The following is a 23,099-nucleotide window of genomic DNA, read 5'->3' as shown; positions in this document are numbered from 1 at the left end:
TGCGCGCGCCCCCGGTGGCTACATCTGCGCGCTTCGCTCGCCGGCCCCTGACCTGGCGCAAGGCGGCCGGCTCGCGCTTGGGCAAGGATGCGGCTCTTGCCCTCCAAGGAGCCATCATGCCGAAACCGATTCCCGACAAGGCCGAGATCGCGCTGGAATATCCCGACAAGTTCTATGCCGGCACGTTCGAGCACTCGTCCCGCTTCGAAGCCCGTCTCGAAACCACCGGACTGGCCTTGACCCTGGAGAGGCCGGGGCCCGAGGAAATCCGCAAATCAATTCACATGCATCTGAACTACGGACTACTGGCCGCGATTCTGAACGAGATGGCCGCAAGCATCACGTCGCTGCCGAAGGATGACGTGATTCATCGCGAGCAGCTGCGCGAGGCCGTCGCCACCCTGCACCAAGCTCTTAACGCCCCTTAACCAGTTGTGCCGCGACGGCACAGCTGCAGGCTTCGCTCGTGCCGGACTCTGATCTCGTTAGGACCTTGCTAACTATGAGAAGACGTTTGGTCCTGGTCCGGTTGGGTTCGAGACCGGTGTGCTGCGCCGGTGACAGCATTTTACGCGAAAGCGATCTATCTCCGATCCATCGACGGCGCGCGATGCGCGAGCCTTGTTAGTTGAGTGTTGGAGACACGCCATGAAGAAGATCCTGTTCGCAACCGTTGCCCTTGCCGCGCTCGCCTCGGCCCAGTCCGCTGTTGCCGCCGATCTCGGCGCCCGGACCTATCCCTACGCCGCCAAGGCGCCGGCCTACGTGGCCCCGATCTACAACTGGACCGGCTTCTATCTCGGCGCCCATCTCGGCGGCGCATTCTCCAGCGACAACAATTTCTCCGGCCTTGCCACCGGCAACAACTCGAACGGCCGCTTCCTGGGCGGCGTCCAGGTCGGCGCCGACTGGCAGTTCGCACCGACCTGGGTGATCGGTGCCGAAGGCCAGTACAGCTGGGTCGGCGGCAGCGTCGGCGCGGCGTTCCCCGGCGGCTACGTCTATACCAACAGCCAGCGCGGCCTCGGCTCGATCACCGGCCGCTTCGGCTACACCTGGGGCCCGGGCCTGGTCTACGTGAAGGGCGGCTACGCCTATTCGGACAACAACGAGAAGGTAACGCTCGCCGGCGTCCCGGTCGCCTTCGCGACGTCGGGCGACCACCGCAACGGCTGGACCGTCGGCGGCGGCGTCGAATACATGTTCGCGCCGAGCTGGTCGGCCAAGGCCGAATATCAGTACTACAATTTCGGCAGCGCCGCCTTCGTAGCGCCCGCCGCGCTGGTCCCGACCGGCAGCTTCACCACCGACGATCACACCTTCAAGGCCGGCGTGAACTATCGCTTCAATTGGGGCGCGCCAGTCGCCGCTCGCTACTGATCAACAGGCGTCTGACAACAACAAACGACACGAAGGCCGGCAGCGATGCCGGCCTTCGTTGTTTGCTCGTGACCATGATTGCGCAATCACGGCGCGGACCCGCGAATCATGATCAAAGCGTTAAACTCCGCGTGGTGAAAAGCTGATTTGTGAGAAAGATCAGCCCCCGCTACGGTATTTTCCTCCATTTGTTAACTCGCTCCCGCGATACTGCCCGCAAAGTTTCAGCGTCAAGTCGCGTGCGTTCGGGGGAACAAGGATGGCAATTCGGTTCGGGATCGGCAGAGCAATCGGAGTCCTGCGACCCAAATGGGGTGTCCGCGGCAGCTTGTTCGCGGCCTTTGCGGTGATTGCCGGCATGGCGATCGCGATCAGCGTCGCCGCCGGGCTGATGCTGCGGCAGATCGGCGGGACCATGGTCGAGCTGTCGGGCCGCGACATTCCCCGCCTCACTGCCAGCCTGCAGCTGCTGGCGCAGAGCTCGAGCCTTGCAAGCCTCGGCCCGGCGCTGCTGGGATCGCAGAACGAGGACGCCCTCAACGACCGCCTGAAGAAGATGCAGGAGATCCAGAAGGTCACGCAGGAGCGGCTCGCGGAGATCATCGCGCTCGGCGCCGAGAAGAGCATCTTGGCGCCGCTCGGTGAGACGATCAAGAACATCAACGAGGCCAATCAGAGCCTGGTGTCGGCGGCCCGCGAGCGGCTGGCCGTCGCAGCTACGCACAACCAGCAGTATGGCGCGCTGCGCAAGGCGCAGGAGGAGTTCACCAAGGCGGCGAACGAGCCGATGCTGGACGCCCAGACCCAGCTCAACGCCGTGCTAGGTGCCGCCGAGGTGTCGGCTGATGATGCGACCGCGGCGGCGCGGTTCGTCGAGCAGCTCGGCAATGTGACGGCCTCCGGCAATCTGATCGTGGCGCAGATGGCAGCCGCGCTGTCCGCCAATGACGGCGACACGCTCGACACGATCGAGCGGCAGTTCAAGGACGCGCTGGCTCAGTTGAAATCCAATCTCGAACTGCTGCCATCCGGCCGCGGCACCAAGGCCATCCAGGATGCCGCGATGAAGCTCGCCGCGCTCGGCGAGGGCAAGGGTCGCGTGTTCAAGACCCGTGAGAAGGAGCTCGACGCCAACGATTACGGCCAGACCGTGCTGGAGGAGACGCGCAAGCTCAATGTCGGCCTCGACATCAGCGTCCAGCAGCTGGTCGAGGGCGTGCGCAAGTCGACCGAAGGCGCGACCACCACGGCCGGACGCCAGATCGAGCTCGGGACGCTGGGCATGGTCGGCGCGGGCGCCGCCACCCTGCTCGGCTCGGTGCTGTTCGTCTGGCTCTATGTCGGCGGCAACATCCTGCGCCGCATCAAGCGGCTGCAGCAGGCGATGCAGACGCTGTCGAGCGGCGACCTCGACAGCGAGATCGCCACCTCGAAACATCGCGACGAGATCGGCGCCATGGTCGACACCCTGCAGGTGTTCCGCGACAACATGATCCAGGCCCGCACGCTCGCCGCCGAGCAGGACCGCGAGAATGCCGCCAAGGCGCAGCGCGCCAGTCGCATGGAGGCTCGGATCGCCGAGTTCGAAGCGACGGTGCAGAGTGCACTCGGCAATCTGCAAAGCTCCGCCTCGGCGATGCAGACGACCGCGCAGAGCATGTCGCAGACCGCCGATCAGTCCAATTCGCTGGTCAACGCCGTCGCCGCCGCTGCCGAGCAGACGTCGGTCAACGTGCAGACCGTCTCGGCCGGCACCGAGGAGCTGTCGTCCTCGATCGCGGAGATCGGCCGCCAGGTCGTGACCTCGGCGCAGATCGCCAAGAAGGCGGTCGAAGAGGCCGGCGCCACCGACTCCACGATGCAGGGCCTCGCCGACAATGCGAGCCGTGTCAGCGTGGTCGTCGATCTGATCCAGGCGATCGCCTCGCAGACCAATCTGCTCGCGCTCAACGCCACCATCGAGGCGGCGCGCGCCGGCGAGGCCGGCCGTGGCTTCGCCGTGGTCGCCCAGGAGGTGAAGAGCCTCGCCAGCCAGACCGCCAAGGCCACCGACGAGATCCGCACCCAGATCGCCAGCATGCAGCAGGTGGCCTCGTCGGCGGTGACGGCCATCCGCAACATCGGCGGCACCATCGCCGAGATCGACAACGTCACGACCGCGATCGCCGCCGCCGTCGAGCAGCAGGGCACCGCGACGCACGAGATCGCCCGCAACATTCAGCAGGCGGCCTCAGGCACCAGCGAGGTCTCCGACAACATCACCGGCGTGTCCAGCGCCTCGGCTCAGGCCGGCACCTCCGCCAACGAGGTGCTGAGCGCCTCGGAGGCGCTGCGCCGCGAGGCCGACACCTTGCGCGCCGAGGTCGACGCGTTCCTGAGAAACATCAGGGCGGCGTAGTTGCGATCCGGGCCTCGCCCTTCGAGACGCCCGCCTGCGGCGGGCTCCTCAGGGCGAGGAGGTGAAGGCCGCTCTGCGGCCGGCGAGCCACGGATTGAAGCTCAAACTCTCGGTCCCCATGCACACTCTCACCCCTCATGGTGAGGAGCGCCGCCCTTGCGGCGCGTCTCGAACCATGAGGCCCCTGCCTGCCGCACCCCGGAATGACAGGCAGGCATGCCACGTCCGCCGTGTTTTTCGGCTGGCGCTTGCCCGCGGCGGCCGTTAATCGATGGGGCATGACCAAGACAGACACCGCCATCTCCTCCGCCGAAGCCCTGCGCTATCCCTGGGAGCAGCATCCCGGTGAGGACCAGGTGGTGGAGGTCGCCCCCGGCGTGCTGTGGCTACGGCTGAAGCTGCCATTCCGGCTCAACCATGTGAACATCTACCTGCTCGCGGACGGCGATGGCTTCGTCGCGGTGGATTCCGGCTTCGGCAACGAGGAGTCGATCGCCGCCTGGACGCGGCTGCTCGAAGGCCCGCTGAAGCATGTGAAGATCAGCCGGCTGATCGTCACCCATTCGCATCCCGATCACGTCGGCCTCGCCGGCTGGATCGTCGAGCGCTTCGATTGCCCGCTGGTGATGTCGCAGGTCGAGTATCTGCAATCGGTCTATCACCAGAATCGCGGAACCGAGGAGCGCCGCAATGCGCAGCGGCTGTTCTTCCGCCGCCACGGCATGGACGAGACGCTGACCGACAAGCTGCTCGGCCGCGGCCAGGAATATCTGCAGCGCGTGTCGGTGCTGCCGGCGTCCTACCGCCGCATCTCCCATGGCGACGAGATCGAGATCGGCAGCCGGCGCTTCAAGGTCATCACCGGCGGCGGCCACGCGCTCGACCAGGTCATGCTGTATTGCGCCGCCGACAAGCTGTTCCTGTCGGCCGACCAGGTGCTGAGCAAGATCTCGCCCAATGTGAGCGTCTGGGCGGTCGAGCCGCATCAGAACTCGCTCGGCGAATATCTGGCCTCGCTGGCGAGCCTGACCACCACCCTGCCCTACGACGTGCTGGTGCTGCCCGGCCATGGCGTGCCGTTCTACGGCCTGAAGACCCGGATCAAGCAGCTCGCCGACCATCACGAGGAGCGCTGCCGGATGATCGCGGATGCCTGCCGCGACGAGACCAGAACGTCGGCGCAGCTCGTGCCGGTGGTGTTCCACAAGCACGTGCTCGACCCGCACCAGATGGGCTTCGCCGCCGGCGAGCTGATCGCCCACGTCAACTACATGCTGGTCGAAGGCCGCCTGACCGCCCGCGACGTCGACGGCGTGCTGCATTATCGCACCACCTGAGGCTGCCGCAGCGCCGCCGCGATGCGACCGCGGATCCGTCCAGATTGGGCTATCCATGGACAAAACGCCCAGGTCCTGCCGTGGGATTCCGGCTCGACAGCCGATCTGGAAACGCTCTAAGAAGGCTGTGAACCCCGCCACTTAGAGGGTCCGCTCCAGGCGCTGCATTGCAGCGCAGCACGTCAGGTTCCGTGATGGACTACAGCCAGTACTTCAGTGCCGCCCTCGGTCGTCTGCATGATGAGCGTCGCTACCGGGTTTTCGCCGATCTCGAACGCATCGCCGGCCGGTTCCCGCACGCGACCTGGCATTCCCCGAACGGTCCGCGCAACGTCGTGATCTGGTGCTCCAACGACTATCTCGGCATGGGCCAGCACCCGAAGGTGGTCGGCGCCATGGTCGAGACCGCGACCCGCGTCGGCACCGGCGCCGGCGGCACCCGCAACATCGCTGGAACGCATCATCCGCTGGTGCAGCTCGAAGCCGAGCTCGCCGACCTGCACGGCAAGGAAGCGGCGCTGCTGTTCACCTCCGGCTACGTCTCCAACCAGACCGGCATCGCCACGCTCGCCAAGCTGATCCCGGACTGCCTGATCCTGTCGGACGCGCTCAACCACAATTCGATGATCGAGGGCGTGCGCCAGTCCGGCTGCGAGCGCCAGATCTGGCGCCACAACGATCTCGGCCACCTCGAGCAGCTCTTGATCGCGGCCGGCCCGAACCGGCCGAAGCTGATCGCCTGCGAGAGCCTGTATTCGATGGACGGCGACGTCGCGCCGCTCTCTGCGATCTGCGATCTCGCCGAGCGCTACAATGCGATGACCTATGTCGACGAGGTGCACGCGGTCGGCATGTACGGCCCGCGCGGCGGCGGCATCGCCGAGCGCGACGGCGTCATGCACCGCATCGACATTCTCGAAGGCACGCTGGCCAAGGCGTTCGGCTGCCTCGGCGGCTACATCGCCGCCAAGGGCGAGATCATCGACGCCGTGCGCTCCTACGCGCCGGGCTTCATCTTCACGACCGCGCTGCCACCGCCGATCTGCTCGGCCGCGACCGCTGCGATCAAGCATCTGAAGTCGTCGAGCTGGGAGCGCGAGCGCCACCAGGACCGCGCCGCGCGCGTCAAGGCGATCCTCACCGCCGCCGGCCTGCCGGTGATGGAGAACGACACCCACATCGTGCCGCTGTTCGTCGGCGATCCCGAGAAGTGCAAGCAGGCCTCCGACCTGCTGCTGGAACAGCACGGCATCTACATCCAGCCGATCAACTACCCCACAGTCGCCAAGGGCACCGAACGCCTGCGCATCACACCCTCGCCCTACCACGACGACGGCCTGATCGACCGCCTCGCCGAGGCCCTGCTGCAGGTCTGGGAACGGCTGGGTCTGGCGCTGCACAAGAAGCCGCTGGCGGCGGAGTAACTCCCCTCTCTCCGTCATTCCGGGGCGTGCGAAGCACGAACCCGGAATCCATCGGACCGCAGAGCATGAGGCAAAATGGATTCCGGGCTCGCCCTACGGGCGCCCCGGAATGACGGCGGAGAATGGGGCCGGTTTCCCTCCTAGATGACCCAAGGTTCGCGCTGTCCCGACAAGATCGCTGTCGCACCGCCCCCCGCAAACGGCTAGATTTCCAGGGCAACGGGGCCGTCCCGGAGCCTCAAGGAGACGGCGGGAGACACGCGATACCATGCTGCACGATTGGGGCGTGATCGCAGCCGCGTTCGGCTACATCGGCTTCCTGTTCCTGGTCGCCAGCCGCGGCAACCGGGCCGGGGGGCGGCGGCCGTCGCGGCTGTCCGGCCTGATCTACCCGCTGTCGCTGGCGATCTACTGCACCTCGTGGACGTTCTTCGGCTCGGTCGGCTTCGCCTCGCGCAACAGCGTCGATTTCCTGGCGATCTATCTCGGCCCGATCCTGATGGTCGGCGCCTGCACGCCGCTGCTGCGCCGGGTCATCCATCTCGCCAAGTCGCAGAACATCACCTCAGTCGCCGACCTCATCGGCGCGCGCTACGGCAAGAGCCAGGCGGTGGCGGCGACCGTGGCGCTGATCGCGATCATCGGCTCGGTGCCCTATATCGCGCTGCAGCTCAAGGCGGTGGCGTCGTCGCTCGAAACCATTCTGATCGACGACCGCGCCTTCGCGCACATCCCGTTCGTCGGCGACATGGCGCTGATGGTGACCCTGGCGATGGCGATGTTCGCGGTGCTGTTCGGCACCCGGCAGACCGACGCCACCGAGCACCAGCACGGCCTGATGCTGGCGGTGGCGACCGAGTCGATCATCAAGCTGGTCGCGTTCATCGCCGCCGGCGCCTTCGTCACCTTCGTGATGTTCTCGCCGGTCGAGCTGATCGAGCGCGCCATGAAATCGCCGGAGGCCGAGCGCGCACTCGAATACGTGCCGGGCATCGGCAGCTTCCTGACCATGACCTTGCTGTCGTTCTGCGCCGCGATGCTGCTGCCGCGCCAGTTCCACGTCAGCGTGGTCGAGAACGCCGACGATGCCGAGGTGTCGCGCGCGCGCTGGCTGTTCCCGCTCTATCTGGTCGCGATCAACCTGTTCGTGATACCGATCGCGCTCGCCGGCCTCATCACCTTCCCGTTCGGCGCTGTTGACAGCGACATGTATGTGCTGGCGCTGCCGATCGAGGCCAACTCGCAATGGCTGTCGATCCTGGTCTTCGTCGGCGGTCTGTCGGCGGCGACCGCGATGGTGATCGTGGAATGCGTCGCGCTGTCGATCATGGTGTGCAACGACATCGTGGTGCCGCTGGTGCTGCAGCGCCAGGAGCAGCGCGAGATCGGCCGCGACTTCGCGGCCTTCCTGCTCGGCACCCGCCGCATCGCGATCTTCGCCATCATGGTGATGGCCTATTTCTACTATCGCGCGCTCGGCAACACCCAGCTCGCCGCGATCGGCCTGCTGTCGTTCGCGGCCATCGCGCAGCTCGCGCCGAGCTTCTTCGGCGGCCTGTTCTGGCGGCGCGCCACCGCGCGCGGCGCGATGGGCGGCATGCTGGTCGGCTTCGCGGTTTGGCTCTATACCCTGTTCATCCCGAGCTTCCTCGACACATCGACCTCAGGCATCCTGTTTCTCCAGCACGGCCCGTTCGGGCTCGAAGCGCTGCGGCCGCAGGCGCTGCTCGGCACCGACCTGCCGCCGCTGCTGCACGGCGTGCTGTGGAGCCTGTCGCTCAATCTCCTGACCTACATCGTGCTGTCGCTGGCGCGGCAGCCGTCGTCGATCGAGCTGCTGCAGGCCGATCTGTTCGTGCCGGCCGAACTGACGCCGAGCGCGCCGAGCTTCCGGCGCTGGCGCTCCACCGTGACCGTGCAGGACATCCAGAGCACGGTCGGCCAGTATCTCGGCCCCGACCGCGCCCGCGCCTCGTTCGAAGCCTTCGCCGCCCAGCGCGGCATCCCGCTCGATCCGGCGGCGCCGGCCGATTTCGAGCTGCTGCGCCACGCCGAGCACCTGATCGCCTCCTCGATCGGCGCCGCGTCGTCACGCCTCGTGATGTCGCTGCTGCTGCGCAAGCGCACGGTGTCGGCCAAGGCCGCGCTGAAGCTGCTCGACGATTCCCACGCCGCGCTGCATTTCAACCGCGAGATCCTGCAGACCGCGCTCAACCATGTGCGCCAGGGCATCGCGGTGTTCGATGCCGATCTGCAGTTGATCTGCTCCAACGGCCAGTTCGTCGACCTGCTCGGCCTGCCGCCGCATCTGGTGCAGATCGGCAGCCCGTTGCGCGAGATCCTCGAATTCATCGGCACGATCAGCGCACTCAGCGAGGAGAACGACGAGCTGCTGCTGGCACGACGCCTCGCCGCCTATACCACCGAGGGCCAGTCCTATCTGGAGCGCCTCGCCGACCGCCACATGGTGATCGAGGTCCGCTCCAACCGCATGCCCGATGGCGGCCTCGTCATCACCTTCACCGACGTGACGCCGTCGTTCGAGGCCGCCGAGGCGCTGGAACGCGCCAATGCGACGCTGGAGAAGCGCGTGCGCGACCGCACCGAGGAACTGACCCGGCTGAACTCGGAGCTCGCGGTCGCCAAGAGCGCCGCCGAGGACGCCAACATCTCCAAGACGCGCTTCCTGGCAGCGGCGAGCCACGACATCCTGCAGCCGCTGAACGCGGCGCGGCTCTATGTCACGAGCCTGGTCGAACGGCAGACCGCCGGCGAGGATTCGCGCCTCGTCGAGAACATCGACGACTCGCTTGAGGCGATCGAGGAGATCCTCGGCGCGCTGCTCGACATCTCCCGGCTCGATGCCGGCGCGATGACACCGTCGGTGTCGAGCTTCAAGATGGCCGACCTGATGCGCTCGCTGGAGATCGAGTTCGCGCCGGCCGCGCGCGCCAAGGGTCTCGATCTCGTCTTCGTGCCGTGCTCGCTGCCGGTCGAGTCCGACCGCCTGCTGCTGCGCCGGCTGCTGCAGAACTTCATCTCCAACGCCATCAAATACACGCCGCAGGGCCGCGTGCTGGTCGGCTGCCGCCGCCGCGGCCAATCGCTGCAGATCGGCGTCTACGACACCGGCGTCGGCATTCCACCGGTGAAGCGCGGCGAGATCTTCAAGGAATTCCACCGCCTCGAACAGGGCGCGCGCATCGCCCGCGGCCTCGGCTTGGGGCTGTCGATCGTCGAGCGCATCGCGCGCGTGCTCGACCATGGCATCGCCTTGGACTCGCAGCCCGGCCGCGGCTCGGTGTTTTCGGTCACGGTGCCGATCGCGAAAGCAATCAACCACACCGCCGCCGTCACCAGCGCCACGCCGCTGGCGACGACGCCGATCGCGGGCGCGCTGATCGTCTGCATCGAGAACGATCCCGCCATTCTCGACGGCATGAAGACGCTGCTGACGGCGTGGGACGCCGAGGTGATCGCCGTCTCAGATCCGGAATCCGCCGAAGAAGCGATCGCGGCGCGCAACGGTGCTGTCACGGGCCTGCTCGTCGACTATCACCTCGACCGCGGCAACGGCATCGCCGCGATCCGCGACATCCGCCGCCGCTTCAACGAGGCGCTGCCCGCGATCCTGATCACCGCCGACCGCAGCCCCCACGTCCGCGCCGCCGCCCGCGACGACAACATCGCCGTCCTCAACAAGCCGCTGAAGCCGGCCTCGCTGCGCGCGCTGCTCGGGCAGTGGCGCATCCAGCAGATGGTGGCGGCGGAGTAGAATCAGGATCCAACCTCGCCGCCGCCGACCTTGCCGGCGAGCTCCCGCGGCGAAAGTCCCGACATCCGGCTGAACACACGCGAGAACGCTGCGGCGCTGTCGTAACCCACCTGAGCGGCGACGCTCTTCACCGGCTTGCCCTTGGCGAGCAACTGCCGCGCCAGCGTCATGCGCCAGGCCGTCAGATAGTCGATCGGCGTGCGGCCGACGCGCGTCCGGAACAGTTCGGCGAAGCGTGTGCGCGACATGCCGGCGAGGTCGGCCAGATCCTCCAGCGTCCACGGCTTGGCCGGCGCATCGTGGATCGCGGTCAGTGCCTTGGCGAGGCGCGGATCGGCGAGTCCCGCGAGCACGCCGCTCTCGACGCCGCCGCTAGAGACGACATCGCGCACGATCAGGATCAGCAGATAGTCGAACAACCGGTCCAGCGCCGCCTGCCGACCGCCACCGTCGGCGAAGCCTTCGGCCATGAGCAGGTCGCAGACCGGCGCGAGCGTCGGATGCCCGGCGAGCGGCATCACCACGAGCTCGGGCAGGCCCTCGCCGATCGGATTGCCCTCGGCGCCGCCGAGCTCGACGGTTGCGCAGACGAGGTCGGCGCCACGCTCGGGGTCGACGACGAAGCGGTGCGTCCGCCCGCGCGGGAAGAACAGCAGCGTCGGCTCGTGCAGGGCGAGGTGGGCAGCGCCCGGCTGGGTCAGCGTCAGGACGCCGCCCTTGAACAGGTGCAGATGGCCGACCTCGGGGAAATCCACGCTGTTGCAGAGGTTGCCGGCGAAGAAGGTCCGGGCCCGTGGCGTGACGTGGGCGAACAGCGCGGCAAACGGATCCATGGGACGATCTGCAATGTTTCTGGCACCTGATGCCACCCATAGTCCGGCATAGAGGGGGCGTGCAACCCCGCATCACTCAGAAAAGGATCTCCTCCATGCCCCGTCTCGCTGTTGTCGATACCGCCCGCGCCGATGCTGGCGTCCTCGCCACCCTTGCTGCCGTCAAGGCCAAGATCGGCATGACGCCGAACCTGTTCTCGACCTTCGCCCAGTCCCCCGCCGCGCTGAACGGCTATGTCGCCTTCTCGGATGCGCTCGCCAAGGGCGCGCTCAGCGCCAGGCAGCGCGAGATCGTTGCCCTCACGGTCGCGCAGGCCAATGGCTGCGAGTACTGCCTCGCGGCGCACTCGCTGATGGGCAAGGGCGCGGGCCTCACCCCGGACGGCCTGCGCAAGGCGCGCCAGGGCACGGCTGACGACGCCACCGACGCCGCCATCGCCCGCTTCGCGCGCCGCGTCCTCGAAGCCAAGGGGCAGGTGGCGGATGCCGATATCACGGCCGCCCGTTCCGCAGGTCTCGACGAGGGCCGCCTGATCGAGATCATCGCCAACGTCGCGATCAACGTCCTCACCAACTACACCAACAACGTGGCGCAGACCGTCATCGACTTCCCGAAGGTCGATCTCGCCTTGCAGCCGGTCTGACAACGACGACACGCAGGTCGCCCGCCGGGGACTCTCCCAACCTGGCGGGCGGCACGCCGCGAACCCTGCCCCCTAACTCACTCTCCGCTCGCTCATCCGCTCCACCAGATAGTCCACGAACACCCGCACCCGTGCCGGCGTGTTGGCTCCGCCGACGAAGACGGCGTGGAAGACCTCGCGGTCGCCGGGATTGAACGCGTCGAGCAGCCGCACCAGCCGCCCGTCGGCGATGGCGTTGCCGAGACGCCGACGCCATCGAGCGCGAGCTCGGTCAGCGTGTCGCCGCTGTTGGCTTCGATGGCGCCGCGCAGCTTCAGCGCATAGTCGACGCCGTCGCGCCGGAACGGCCACACCGGCTCGGCGCGGCGGAAGCTGAAGTTCAGGCAGTTGTGGTTGTGCAGATCCTCGGGCGTCTCCGGCATGCCCCAGCGCGCGAGATAGTCGGGCGAGGCGACGATGCTGCGGCCGTTCTCGCTGAGGCGGCGCGCGGTCAACGCGCTGTCTGCGAGCGGGCCGCCGCGGATCGCCACGTCCGCCTGCCCCGCCGCCACGTCAACGAGCTGGTCGCCGAGATTGATGTCGACCAGGATGTTCGGATAGCGCCGGACGAATTCTCCGAGCAGCGGCACGATGCAGAGACGGCCGTGCGAGAGCGCGGCGCTGACCCGGATGCGGCCGCGCGGCGCACCCTGGTCGGCGATCGCCTGCTCGGCCTCGTCGAGATCGGCGAGGATGCGGCGGGCAGCGGCGAGATAGGATTGCCCCTCGGCCGTCAACGTGAGCGCGCGCGTGCTCCGGAGCAGCAGCAGCGCGCCGAGCCTGATCTCGATGCGGTCGAGCGTGCGGCTGACGGCTGAGGGCGTCAGCCCGAGACCGCGCCCCGCCGCCGAGAAGCTGCCGCTGTCGGCGACGGCGCAGAACACTTCGAGATCCCGGGCGCGGTCTGCGCTGGCCAACATCATCTTTGCGTCCAGATCAAAAATCTTTCGCGTGACTACCCTCTAATACCGCGATCCGCCCCGGTCTAGCTTTGCGTGCATCGACAACCCAGAGGACACCGCGATGACCCTGCCCCACTTGCTGCGACAGACCGCCCTCGCCGCGACCGCGCTGACCGCCCTCGCCAGCGCCGCGCTCGCCGATGCGACCGAGGCGCCGGGCAACTTTCCGGCCAGCTTCCGCACCCAGGAGGTCCCGACCAACGGCACGACGATCCATGTCCGGGTCGGCGGCTCCGGACCGGCCGTCGTGCTGCTGCACGGCTATGGCGACACCGGCGACATGTGGGTGCCGCTGGCCGCAAAGCTGGCCGCGAACCACACCGTGATCGTGCCCGATTTGCGCGGGCTCGGCCTGTCCGCCCGCGCCGACAAGGGCTTTGAGAAGGCCAACCAGGCCGAGGACATCACCGGCGTGATGGACGCGCTCGGCGCCCGCACCGCCGACGTCGTCGCGCACGACATCGGCAACATGGTTGCCTATGCGCTGGCTGCCCGGCACTCCGACCGCGTCACCAAGCTGGTGCTGATGGATGCGCCGGTGCCGGGCATCGGCCCGTGGGAGGAGATCCTGAAGAACCCGCTGCTGTGGCACTTCCGCTTCGGCGGGCCGGACATGGAGCGTCTGGTCGAAGGCCGCGAGCGCATCTATCTCGACCGCTTCTGGAACGAGTTCTCGGCCAATCCGAAGAACTTCCCGGAAGCCGCGCGGGTGCACTACGCGCAGCTCTACGCCGGGCCGGGGCGGATGCATGCGGGCTTCAGCCAGTTCGCCGCGTTCGATCAGGATGCGATCGACAACCGCGCATGGCTCGCGGCGCATGGCAAGCTGCCGATGCCGGTGCTGGCCGTCGGAGGCGCGTCATCCTTCGGCGCTACAATGGCGACAGTGGCGCGCGCCGGCGCAACCAACGTGCAGGGGCAGGTCATCGACGGTTCCGGCCACTGGCTGATGGAGGAGCAGCCGGCTGCGACGGTCGCGGCGATCGATGCCTTCCTCAACTCACCGCCGGCCGCCGCGCCGTCGCCGCGCTGATACCAAGGGCAGCGGATGGCCGGTCCGGAGTTCAGCGCACGGAACAAAGCAGCCGAGGGCCGCGTTCGGGCTTTCGGGCGCCGTGGAACGGCGTCCTGAGATTCAGCCTGGGAGAACACCGACATGGACAAGAAGACAGCCGCACTGCTCGGAGCCGCAGCCGCGGCGATCACCGCCGGTGGCGCACAGGCCAATACATTACCGAGCGCGAACGCGTCCGTCATCCCGCAGGCATCGTCCTACGCGGAGTTGCTCGCTCCACTTCCCAATGCTCTGGCATTGCTGCAGGCCGACGACGCCGCACGCGCCCAGGCAAAGACGAACGAGGCCAGCGCGGACGAGGTCAAGCTGGCGGAAACCGTGATCATCCGCAGAGGCCGCCGGCACTACCACGATCACCATCATCATCACCACCACCGCACGGTCATCGGCATTCCCGGCGTCGGCGGCGTCAGCATCGGACGGGGTCACCATCATCACCATCATCATCACGGCTACTACGATCGCTGAGGATAGATGCAGGCGTCGTTCGTAGCTTGATCCGCTGCAGGCGCGGCGAGATCGAGCAGGCGGCGGCGCTAGGACCGCTCGCCGGCGGCGATCCCGATCGCTGCCGGGCGCACGTTTGTCCCTTGCTCATCGGCGACCGATTACCTGGTCGTGTACTGCTCCAGGATGCGCACGATCTGCAGCCGCTGCTCCTTGGCGGCGGGCGACCCTGATCCGCTCTTTCCCGTGTTCATGCCGGCCAATTGCATCGGCGTCGATCCTCTCTTGTTGGGCAGACGCGGATCGGCGCCAGCCTTGATCAAGGCCATCACCGCGTTCGCACAACGATTGCGTACGGCGCGGTGAAGCGGCGCGACGCCGCTGTTGTCGAGCGCGTTCGGGTCCGCACCGGCGCGCACCAGCGCGGCGATGATCTTCACCTGCGCCTCGGGATTCCAGGCTGGTGAACCCGGCCCGCCATCGGCAGCGTAGTGCAGCGGTTGCGCACCGCGCCTGTTGCGGGCATGGACGTCGGCTCCCCGCGAGATCAGTTCGCTGATGATCCGGGACTGCTGGGCCGCTGCGGCCATGTGCACGGCAGAGTCGCCCGCGTAGATATAGTGCCCGATACAATCGAAGAAATTCGCCCGTGCCCCCTGCCGTGACGCACCTCGCATGCAGCACTCCGTCGCGAGCTGAGGATGAGCATCGAGCAGGTCGACAGCCCGTGCGATGTCTCCAGCGACGACGATCTCCACGAACGATCTGAAGTCGGCTCTATTGTCGGCAGCCTTCATGAGGTGGCCTCCACGTTCCCGCCATGCTGCTCAGCCTTTGAAACATCTCCCGCGGACAGGCGTAGCGGACCTGACTGTCATCGGCAACGACCAAGATTTCAGTTCCGCCAAGTGCCTCATTTCGCCAGCGATCGCAACTTTTCGAGTCGCCCGCGCACCTCCGTCCCACCGAGATTCAAGATGGGTCCGGCGGATCCCGTCACGAAGGTGACGTAGGAAACTTGATCCTGAAAGAAGAAGATGTAGTCGGCACCCGCCAGCAGCGGCAAAGTGCAATTGCCGTATCCCAACGGCAGGCTCTTGACCTTCGCCTCGGCGGGCGGCTGTCCCTTGATCACCTCGATCGTCTGGATCGAAGCCTCGAGGATCTGCGGGTACACTTTCTTGACGTCGTCAGGCGCGGCGATCTCTGCGACCGACGTCACATGCGCGACGAACACCGAAGTCGCCTTTGCGAACAACTGCTCCTCGGACGGCGGCCCGTTCAGGGACGAGCATGCGGCCGCCGGCGAGACGTGCGCGACGAACATCGCGATCAAGGTGGCGGCCAGAATGGAGCGGCGTGTCATCGAGGCATCGTAGGTGATCGGTCATCACTTGCGCAACCGGCTCGATCAAGACAGATCGTCGATCTTCAGCCGCCGCCTCTATCGCAACTCGCTCGCCGCTCTGCGCCGAACCGGCCGACGACGCGGTCACACTTCGAGCGCCGTGATCATCTCCACGCGCGTCGCATGCCGACCACCCTCGAACGACGCGGCCAGGAACGCGTCGACGATGTCCAGCGCCAGGCCTTCACCGACGACCCGCGCGCCGATCGACAGCATGTTGGCGTCGTTGTGCTGGCGGATCATGCGCGCCGAGAACGTGTCGGCGCAGACGCCGCAACGGATGCCCCTGACCTTGTTCGCCGCCATCATGATGCCCTGGCCGGTGCCGCACAGGATGATGCCGAACCGGCAATCCCCGGAGGCGACCAGCCGCGCGGCGGCTTCACCCTGCTTGGGATAGTGGATGCTGTCCGGCTTGTCGGGTCCGAGATCGATCACCTCCCAGTCGTGCCGTGCGAGGTGGACGGCGATCGCTTGTCGCAGTTGAATCGCGGCGTGATCGCTGGAGAGCACGACACGCTTGCTGGTGGTCATGGCAAGGATATCCTTGGTCTGGGGAGAACCGGCAACTCAGCTGAGCGAGGTGGCATTCGCCTGTTCGGCCAGCTCATCCGCCCTGAGCATACATCTATCGCATATGGAGATTGGAGCTTTACGTTCGTCTGTCTCCACATCGTCATGGCCGGGCTTGTACCGGCCATCCACGTCGGTCGGCATTCTGGGAACGGCGTGGATGCCCGGGCCTTCGCCGCGCCGAAGCGGCTTCGGCCGCACAGGCGGGACGAGCCCGGGCATGACGGAGTCACTAGTCTAACTGGCAGGTTGCTCGTCGCGATGACTCGAAATCGGCATATGCGACAGCCCAGCCCTGAGCAGATCGTGATCGTCAGCGTTCCACCGTGCGCACTCTAGCTCGCCGCGGCGACGATCCCCAACGCAGTGGCCGGATTCATGGCGTCCACCATGGCCGTCGGCATCAGAATGGTCGCGCCGCGTTCCTTGGTGGTTTCGTAGATGATGTTCATAGCGCGCAGCTGCAGCGCCGCCGGGCTGCGGGCGTAGGTGTCCGCGGCCTCGACGAACTTCTGCGCGACCTCCTGCTCGGCTTGACCAAGCAGCACGCGAGCGAGCCGCTCGCGCTCGGCCTGCGCCTGGCGGCTCATCGCGTCCTGCAGCGCCGGCGGCACGCCGATGTCGCGGATCTCGACCGACAGCACCGAAACACCCCAATCCGCCGTCTTGCGGCCGATCTCCTCGCGCAGCAACTGGTCGCCCTGCTTGCGCTCGGACAGCAATGTCGAGAGCAGGGACGAGCCGACCATCTCGCGCAGCGAGGTCTGCGCCACGCGCGTGATCGCCTGCCGGTAGTCGATGATCTCCAGGGCGACGCGTTCGGGATCATGGATCTGCCAGAACACCACGGCGTCGATGTTGACCGGAACGGTGTCCTTGCTCAACGCCTGCTCGGCATTGATCTCGGTGGTCTGGATGCGCTGGTCGAGCCACACGGCGACCTGGTCGACGAACGGCACGATGACGAACAGGCCAGGGCCGCGAACGCCCACGAGCCGCCCCAGCCGGAGCACGACGGCCCGCTCCCACTGGTCGGCGATCATGATGGCAAGCGGGATCAGGATCGCGGTGACGATCAGCACCGCGCCAATCACGTTGGGAACGATCGAATGGGCTTCGCGCCAGGACCAGGCGATCCATAGGCCGAGCACGAGCGTCATGAGGGCAAGCACAATCGCGAATGGGCTGGTTCCCTTGGGACCGTAATAGCTAGTCATTCGACGCCTCCTGTTTGACGAGTGCGATCATTCGTTCCGCCACCGCGACCGGATCGACGCCGGCGGCGGCGGCCGTCGCCAGCATCTGCTTGGCAAGGCCGTCGACCTGCTGGGCCAGCGCCCGCGCATTCGGAGGCCGCGGCGGCTGCGCGACAAAACTCCCGCGCCCTCTGACGAGCGTGATCGCGCCGATCCGCTCCAGCTCGTCATAGGCGTGCCGGACCGTGTTGAGATCGACCTTCAGGGCCACCGCCATCTCGCGCATCGTCGGCATCCGGTCGCCAGGACGCAGAAGCCCCGCGCCGAGGCTCCGCAGCATCTGGTCGCGAAGCTGGACGTAGATCGGAATGCCGGAGCTCTCCAGCCGCAGCGATTTCATCAACTCTGTATTCATTATCTAGTACAATATACTTTTCACACACGGCGTCAATGGCCGTTTTGAAGGCCATTGCGACCATATCCGTGGCGCCTGCATAAGCTGGACTGCGGTGGCACCTGCCGTGATGACCGAATGGCGCAGCAAGATCTCGCCCACCGCGCTTCGGAATTCCGGCAGATTGCCTATTTCTTTTTCCCAGAAATCATGCTACCCCTTGAGTCGTTCCGTGCCCGTCATGAGGGGCGCTCGCGATCGTCACGAACGTGGGGCGCGGAATGCGGTGGGCGCGTCGGGTCGCAGCGGGTTTGTCCTGCGGACGAACGATCCGGCGCGCACGGTCAAGCCGTGTGGTCCTGGCATCCCGGTGCTGATGCCAAGTCGGTGACGACGATGTTGCTGACGACGGGGGCAAGAACGCCGGTCCCCGGGGAGAGCACGGAGCAGCCGTCAAAACCATCGCGCAGGGAGGGCCGGGTGTGTTCGGCCAGACCTGTGGTGACTGCCGCCTGCTTTTTTTCTGCAGGCGGGCCACGGGCGCGGCCAGCGCCCGGCCTTCCCTGCGCCCTCATTGTTCAAGAGGGCGGATGATCAGCAAAGCTCGGACGCCGATGGCGCCGCGAGGCTGAGAAGGTGTGTCGCGATGGATCGACCAAATGACATGGATTTCCCGCTCAGCGCCGGTCTTGTGCTCTCGCGCCGACGATGGCGCTCCTCACCCCGAGGGGCAAAAGCCGAGGGCACTGCACACCGACCATGAACACGTTGGCCGCTTGCTTGTGGAGAGCAACCTTTTGAAGAAGCGGGTGAACAATCGACCTCGCCGCGGGCGCGACGGCCGTGACTGCGCCCTCGCCCCCAAGGCGAAGCAAAAGCTTCGCCAGGGTGGGAGAGGGCATGTAGGACAGAGCAGCAAACGCGGTTGGGTGAGGGGTTTCTCTCAACGAATTGCGCTCGCGGAGAGAACCCCTCACCCAACCGAGTCTGCGGATCGGCCGGCGCTGCCCTCTCCCACAAGGGGCGAGGGCACTGCATCGCGCAGCATTGCGGAGGTTGCGGGCTGGTTCGAACGAGATCATCAAAGGACCAGAGGTCGAGAAGCGGATGAGAGTCCGGCGCCGACACCGGAACTGCACATCCTCCATGGGCGGCGTGTTCATGGAGAGGGTTTGGCACCGAGACCGGAGCTGCACATTGGCCATGCGCAGCGTGCTCATAAAGAAGATCAGCCCGTCACTTCCCCGTCGGCACGTCCTGCCGCCAAGCCGAGCCCGCGATCTTGGCCGCGGCGATCACCGCTTGCGTCCGGCTTTCGACGCCGAGTTTTTGCAGGATGGCCGAGACATGCGCCTTGATGGTCGCCTCGGAGACGCCGAGCTCATAGGCGATCTGCTTGTTGAGCAGGCCCTGCGACAGCATCATCAACACGCGCACCTGCTGCGGCGTGAGCGTGACCAGGCGGTCGCGCAGCCTGGTCATTTCCGGATCGGCGCCGGCGGCGAGATCGGTGTCGGCCGGCACCCACACCTCGCCGTCCATGACCTTTTTAATGGCGTCGCGCAGGGTATCGACGCCGAACCGCTTCGGGATGAAGCCGGAGGCGCCGAAATCGAGCGAGCGGCGGATCGTCGCGCCGTCGTCGCTGGCCGACACGATCACCACCGGAATCGCCGGGTATTGCGCGCGCAGATAGATCAGCCCGGAAAAGCCGGAGATGCCGGGCATGGTGAGGTCGAGCAGGACGAGATCGACCTCGGAATCCTTTTCCAGGAGCGCGGTGAGGTCCTCGAACGAACCGGCCTCATCGACCACGGCCTCCGCGAGCACGCTCGCGACCGCCTGCCGCAACGCATTGCGGAACAGCGGATGATCATCGGCGATGACGAGATGGGTGGTGGCAGACGCCATGAAACTTGACTTAAATCCTGACTTGAAAACAGACTTGACCTTGCAACACCGGCAACGCGCGCATCGCTCGGACTTCCGAAAATACTCGCCCGCCGGCTGGTTGCATGCAAGCGTGCAATTCCGCTTGCAGGCCGAGCGGTTAATCCGCGCCTTGTGCGACGCAGCATCGATAGCGCGCCGACCGGTCCGCGAACTTGATCCGCCGCAATGTCCCCACCTTTCCCGCGCGCGCCGGCCGGCAGGGCCGAAAGTCGTATTGGGGCGAGTTTCACTGCAATGTTACTGAAGTCCCAAGGCCTCCGCGACCACAGCCGTCCAAGTCCGGCATGCGGAGACGAAGCCATCATCACAACGATCTTGGGGAGCGAATGCCAATGTCAACAATGGTCGCCACGCAAGCGAGATCGGGAGGCATGACGAAGGACGAACGCTTCGTCATTCTGGCCTCCTCTCTCGGCACCGTCTTCGAGTGGTACGACTTCTACCTGTACGGGTCCCTGGCCTCGATCATCGGCGCGCAGTTCTTCTCCGCCTATCCGCCGGCCACCCGCGACATCTTCGCCCTGCTCGCCTTCGCCGCCGGCTTCCTGGTTCGCCCGTTCGGCGCCATCGTGTTCGGCCGCATCGGCGACATCGTCGGCCGCAAATACACCTTCCTGGTCACGATCCTGATCATGGGTCTGTCGACGTTCATCGTCGGCCTGCTGCCGAGCGCCGAGACGATCGGCTTCGCAGCGCCAGTGATCCTGATCTCGCTGCGCCTGCTGCAGGGCCTTGCGCTCGGCGGCGAGTATGGCGGTGCCGCGACCTACGTCGCCGAGCACGCGCCGAACGGCAAGCGCGGCTACTACACCTCCTTCATCCAGACCACCGCGACGCTCGGCCTGTTCCTGTCGCTGCTCGTGATCCTGTTCACCCGCACCATCATCGGCGAGGCCGACTTCGCCAAGTGGGGCTGGCGCGTTCCGTTCCTGGTCTCGGTGCTGCTGCTCGGCGTCTCGCTCTGGATCCGCCTGCGCCTCAACGAATCGCCGGTCTTCCAGAAGATGAAGGAAGAGGGCAAGAGCTCGAAGGCGCCGCTGACGGAAGCGTTCGGCAACTGGAGCAACGCCAAGATCGTGCTGCTCGCCCTGATCGGCGGCACCATGGGCCAGGGCGTGGTCTGGTACACCGGCCAGTTCTACGCGCTGTTCTTCCTGCAATCGATCCTGAAGGTCGACGGCTACACCGCCAACCTCCTGATCGCCTGGTCGCTGCTGCTCGGCACCGGCTTCTTCGTGGTCTTCGGCGTGCTCTCCGACAAGATCGGCCGCAAGCCGATCATCATGGGCGGCTGCCTGATCGCGGCGCTGACCTTCTTCCCGATCTTCAAGATGATCACCAGCAACGCCAACCCGGCGTTGGAGAAGGCGATCGAGACCGTGAAGGTGGAAGTGGTGGCCGATCCCGCCGGCTGCGGCGACCTGTTCAACCCGGTCGGCACCCGCGTCTTCACCCAGCCCTGCGACACCGCCCGCGCCTACCTGTCCGGGCAGTCGGTGAAGTACTCGACAACCTCGGGTCCGGCCGGGTCCGGCGTGAAGGTGACCGTCAACGGCCAGGACGTGCCCTATGCCGACGCCAAGGCCGGCAACCCCGCGGTCCTTGCCGCCGTCCAGGCCGCCGGCTATCCGAAGGCGGGCGACGCCGCGATCGTGAAGATGGCGCATCCGTTCGACATCTTCCGTCCGCAGGTCGCCGCGATCGTCGGCCTGCTGTTCATCCTGGTGATCTTCGTCACCATGGTGTACGGCCCGATCGCCGCGATGCTGGTCGAACTGTTCCCGACCAAGATCCGCTACACCTCGATGTCGCTGCCCTACCACATCGGCAACGGCTGGTTCGGCGGCCTGCTGCCAGCCACCGCGTTCGCGATCGTGGCCTCGACCGGCGACATCTATGCCGGCCTGTGGTACCCGATCACGTTCGCCGTGATCACGGCGATCGTCGGCTTCATCTTCCTGCCGGAGACGAAGGACGTGAACATCCAGGACCATTGAGGTCTCTGGTCCCAATGCGAGCGGCACCCCCGCTCGCATCCTCTTCGAACGAACGGCCGCGGATCGCTCCGCGGCCGTTCGGCGTTTCAAGCCAAGGGTTTTACTTTTTATGGCCTCACGTCGCGCCGATGAACTGCAACACCACCTCGCGCCGATGCGGTCGCGCGCGATGCTCGATCAGATAGATCGCCTGCCAGGTCCCCAGCAGCATGCGGCCGTGCTGCACCGGCACCTGCAGCGAGACCGCGCTCAGCATGGTCTTGATGTGGGCCGGCATGTCATCGGGCCCCTCGGTGTCGTGCACCCAGCCCGCGTTCTCGGGCGCCAGCCGCGCCAGCGCCGTGGTGAGATCGCGCAGCACGGTGGGATCGGCGTTTTCCTGGATCGTCAGCGACGCCGAGGTGTGGCGGATGAAGGCGGTCACGACACCTTCGCGCGCAGCAACCTCACGCAGGAAAGCCTCGACGTCGCGCGTGAGGTCGGTGAAGCCGCGGCCCGGCGTCGGGACGGTCAGCGTGGCGGTCACCACCGTGCTGACGGTCACCGCCGAGGGCGCGCCACGCGACGTCGATGTTGCGGCCATGCCGCCGGCCTCCTGCGTCCGGTCTCAGATCTTGCCCGAGACGTCCTTCTGCACCCGGCTCGCCATGTCGAGCAGCCGGCGCCAGGCCTGCTCGAGGAAGCCCATCATGCGCTCCATGTCCTGGTCGCTCGGCAGCGGGATCTCCAGCTTGCGCGTGCCATCAGCGGATTTCGAATCAGGCTTCGAGTCGAGCTTGGGATCGGACTTCTTCAATTGATCGGCCTTCGGCAGCGCCTGGTCCTTCGGCAGCGGCTCATCGATCTTGCCGGAGATGCTTTGGTCGCGCGAGGCGAGTTGGGCCTTGAGCTTCTCGTTCTCCGCCTGCAGCCGGCCAATCTCGGCGTCCAGGGCTGCGCGCTCATCGGGGACGGCGTAGCACGCCCAGCCGGAACCGGAGTTGTTGTTGCAGGTCGCGACCGCACCGGTCCTGCTATCGAGCCGGACCACGCCGTCCGGCGTCGTCGACATCGTATAGCGGCCCTTGTCGCCGCCCTCGGGCGCAACTTCCTCGGTCGCCAACGCTTCGCCACCGAGACAGCTCAACGCCAGGAGCGCGACCAGGGGCCGTCGACATGGCTTCGTGAGACTCATGGCTCGCTCTCCTGGACGCGTTCGCGACGGCCGTCATGCACGCCCACATTGTGTCGTCGCCATGGCGTCGCCCGTGGTGCGGCCAGCTGC

Annotated in this window: 19 protein-coding genes and 1 pseudogene; 10 read left to right on the top strand and 10 right to left on the bottom strand. The window is 66.5% G+C overall.

Annotation, left to right across the window (positions count from 1 at the left end; genetic code table 11):
* Nucleotides 1-116 precede the first annotated feature (116 nt).
* The 6 genes from ACQR07_RS09500 to ACQR07_RS09475 all read left to right on the top strand — a co-directional run bounded on the left by ACQR07_RS09500 (nt 117) and on the right by ACQR07_RS09475 (nt 10,314).
* Entirely contained in the window at nt 117-428 is a 312-nt protein-coding gene (locus ACQR07_RS09500; protein ID WP_434902038.1) for a hypothetical protein, read from the top strand.
* Between the two features lie 220 nt (nt 429-648).
* Nucleotides 649-1,380: an outer membrane protein gene (locus ACQR07_RS09495; RefSeq protein WP_434902037.1), complete on the top strand. Its 732-nt coding sequence runs from the start codon at nt 649-651 to the stop codon at nt 1,378-1,380.
* A gap of 259 nt (nt 1,381-1,639) precedes the next feature.
* Nucleotides 1,640-3,778: a methyl-accepting chemotaxis protein gene (locus ACQR07_RS09490; protein WP_434902036.1), complete on the top strand. Its 2,139-nt coding sequence runs from the start codon at nt 1,640-1,642 to the stop codon at nt 3,776-3,778.
* Between the two features lie 278 nt (nt 3,779-4,056).
* Nucleotides 4,057-5,115 carry an MBL fold metallo-hydrolase gene (locus tag ACQR07_RS09485; protein ID WP_434902035.1) on the top strand — a complete coding sequence of 353 codons (1,059 nt, stop codon included), beginning with the start codon at nt 4,057-4,059 and terminating at the stop codon, nt 5,113-5,115.
* 194 nt (nt 5,116-5,309) lie between these two features.
* On the top strand, nt 5,310-6,539 hold the full coding sequence (hemA, locus tag ACQR07_RS09480) for a 5-aminolevulinate synthase (RefSeq protein WP_434902034.1): 1,230 nt from the start codon (nt 5,310-5,312) through the stop codon (nt 6,537-6,539).
* Between the two features lie 268 nt (nt 6,540-6,807).
* Nucleotides 6,808-10,314, top strand: a complete 3,507-nt coding sequence (locus ACQR07_RS09475) for a PAS domain-containing hybrid sensor histidine kinase/response regulator (RefSeq protein WP_434902033.1) — start codon at nt 6,808-6,810, stop codon at nt 10,312-10,314.
* Between the two features lie 2 nt (nt 10,315-10,316).
* On the opposite strand, the gene ACQR07_RS09470 is transcribed toward ACQR07_RS09475, so the two are convergent.
* On the bottom strand, nt 10,317-11,147 hold the full coding sequence (locus ACQR07_RS09470) for an AraC family transcriptional regulator (protein ID WP_434902032.1): 831 nt from the start codon (nt 11,145-11,147) through the stop codon (nt 10,317-10,319).
* A 95-nt stretch (nt 11,148-11,242) separates the two neighbouring features.
* On the opposite strand from ACQR07_RS09470, the gene ACQR07_RS09465 reads away from it, so the two are divergent.
* Nucleotides 11,243-11,791 (top strand): carboxymuconolactone decarboxylase family protein, encoded by a 549-nt coding sequence (locus ACQR07_RS09465; RefSeq protein WP_434902031.1) that lies wholly within the window; start codon nt 11,243-11,245, stop codon nt 11,789-11,791.
* 72 nt (nt 11,792-11,863) lie between these two features.
* Here the strand turns inward: ACQR07_RS09465 and ACQR07_RS09460 are convergent.
* Nucleotides 11,864-12,753 (bottom strand): annotated as a pseudogene (locus tag ACQR07_RS09460) (LysR family transcriptional regulator).
* Between the two features lie 100 nt (nt 12,754-12,853).
* On the opposite strand from ACQR07_RS09460, the gene ACQR07_RS09455 reads away from it, so the two are divergent.
* Both ACQR07_RS09455 and ACQR07_RS09450 read left to right on the top strand, forming a co-directional pair.
* Nucleotides 12,854-13,825 carry an alpha/beta fold hydrolase gene (locus ACQR07_RS09455; RefSeq protein WP_434902030.1) on the top strand — a complete coding sequence of 324 codons (972 nt, stop codon included), beginning with the start codon at nt 12,854-12,856 and terminating at the stop codon, nt 13,823-13,825.
* A 123-nt stretch (nt 13,826-13,948) separates the two neighbouring features.
* Nucleotides 13,949-14,335, top strand: a complete 387-nt coding sequence (locus ACQR07_RS09450) for a hypothetical protein (protein WP_434902029.1) — start codon at nt 13,949-13,951, stop codon at nt 14,333-14,335.
* Between the two features lie 140 nt (nt 14,336-14,475).
* Here the strand turns inward: ACQR07_RS09450 and ACQR07_RS09445 are convergent, their stop codons facing one another.
* The 6 genes from ACQR07_RS09445 to ACQR07_RS09420 all read right to left on the bottom strand — a co-directional run bounded on the left by ACQR07_RS09445 (nt 14,476) and on the right by ACQR07_RS09420 (nt 19,796).
* Nucleotides 14,476-15,111, bottom strand: a complete 636-nt coding sequence (locus ACQR07_RS09445) for an ankyrin repeat domain-containing protein (protein ID WP_434902028.1) — start codon at nt 15,109-15,111, stop codon at nt 14,476-14,478.
* A 116-nt stretch (nt 15,112-15,227) separates the two neighbouring features.
* Nucleotides 15,228-15,680 (bottom strand): hypothetical protein, encoded by a 453-nt coding sequence (locus ACQR07_RS09440; RefSeq protein ID WP_434902027.1) that lies wholly within the window; start codon nt 15,678-15,680, stop codon nt 15,228-15,230.
* Between the two features lie 126 nt (nt 15,681-15,806).
* Nucleotides 15,807-16,256, bottom strand: coding sequence for a ribose 5-phosphate isomerase B (rpiB, locus tag ACQR07_RS09435; RefSeq protein WP_434902026.1), 450 nt, complete (start codon nt 16,254-16,256; stop codon nt 15,807-15,809).
* Nucleotides 16,257-16,630: 374 nt separating this feature from the next.
* On the bottom strand, nt 16,631-17,512 hold the full coding sequence (locus ACQR07_RS09430) for a slipin family protein (protein ID WP_434902025.1): 882 nt from the start codon (nt 17,510-17,512) through the stop codon (nt 16,631-16,633).
* Nucleotides 17,505-17,891: a GntR family transcriptional regulator gene (locus ACQR07_RS09425; protein ID WP_434902024.1), complete on the bottom strand. Its 387-nt coding sequence runs from the start codon at nt 17,889-17,891 to the stop codon at nt 17,505-17,507. Before ACQR07_RS09425 ends, ACQR07_RS09430 begins: the two co-directional genes overlap by 8 nt.
* A 1,230-nt stretch (nt 17,892-19,121) precedes the next feature.
* Nucleotides 19,122-19,796, bottom strand: a complete 675-nt coding sequence (locus ACQR07_RS09420; RefSeq protein WP_434902023.1) for a response regulator — start codon at nt 19,794-19,796, stop codon at nt 19,122-19,124.
* Between the two features lie 413 nt (nt 19,797-20,209).
* On the opposite strand from ACQR07_RS09420, the gene ACQR07_RS09415 reads away from it, so the two are divergent.
* Nucleotides 20,210-21,835: an MFS transporter gene (locus ACQR07_RS09415; RefSeq protein ID WP_434902022.1), complete on the top strand. Its 1,626-nt coding sequence runs from the start codon at nt 20,210-20,212 to the stop codon at nt 21,833-21,835.
* A gap of 115 nt (nt 21,836-21,950) precedes the next feature.
* Here the strand turns inward: ACQR07_RS09415 and ACQR07_RS09410 are convergent, their stop codons facing one another.
* Nucleotides 21,951-22,418, bottom strand: coding sequence for a secondary thiamine-phosphate synthase enzyme YjbQ (locus ACQR07_RS09410; protein ID WP_434902021.1), 468 nt, complete (start codon nt 22,416-22,418; stop codon nt 21,951-21,953).
* A 24-nt stretch (nt 22,419-22,442) separates the two neighbouring features.
* Nucleotides 22,443-23,009 (bottom strand): hypothetical protein, encoded by a 567-nt coding sequence (locus ACQR07_RS09405; protein WP_434902020.1) that lies wholly within the window; start codon nt 23,007-23,009, stop codon nt 22,443-22,445.
* Between the last annotated feature and the right edge of the window lie 90 nt (nt 23,010-23,099).

Source organism: Bradyrhizobium sp. HKCCYLS20291, from assembly GCF_051167715.1.
GTDB lineage: Bacteria > Pseudomonadota > Alphaproteobacteria > Rhizobiales > Xanthobacteraceae > Bradyrhizobium.
This window is presented reverse-complemented; position numbering and strand designations above follow the sequence as displayed.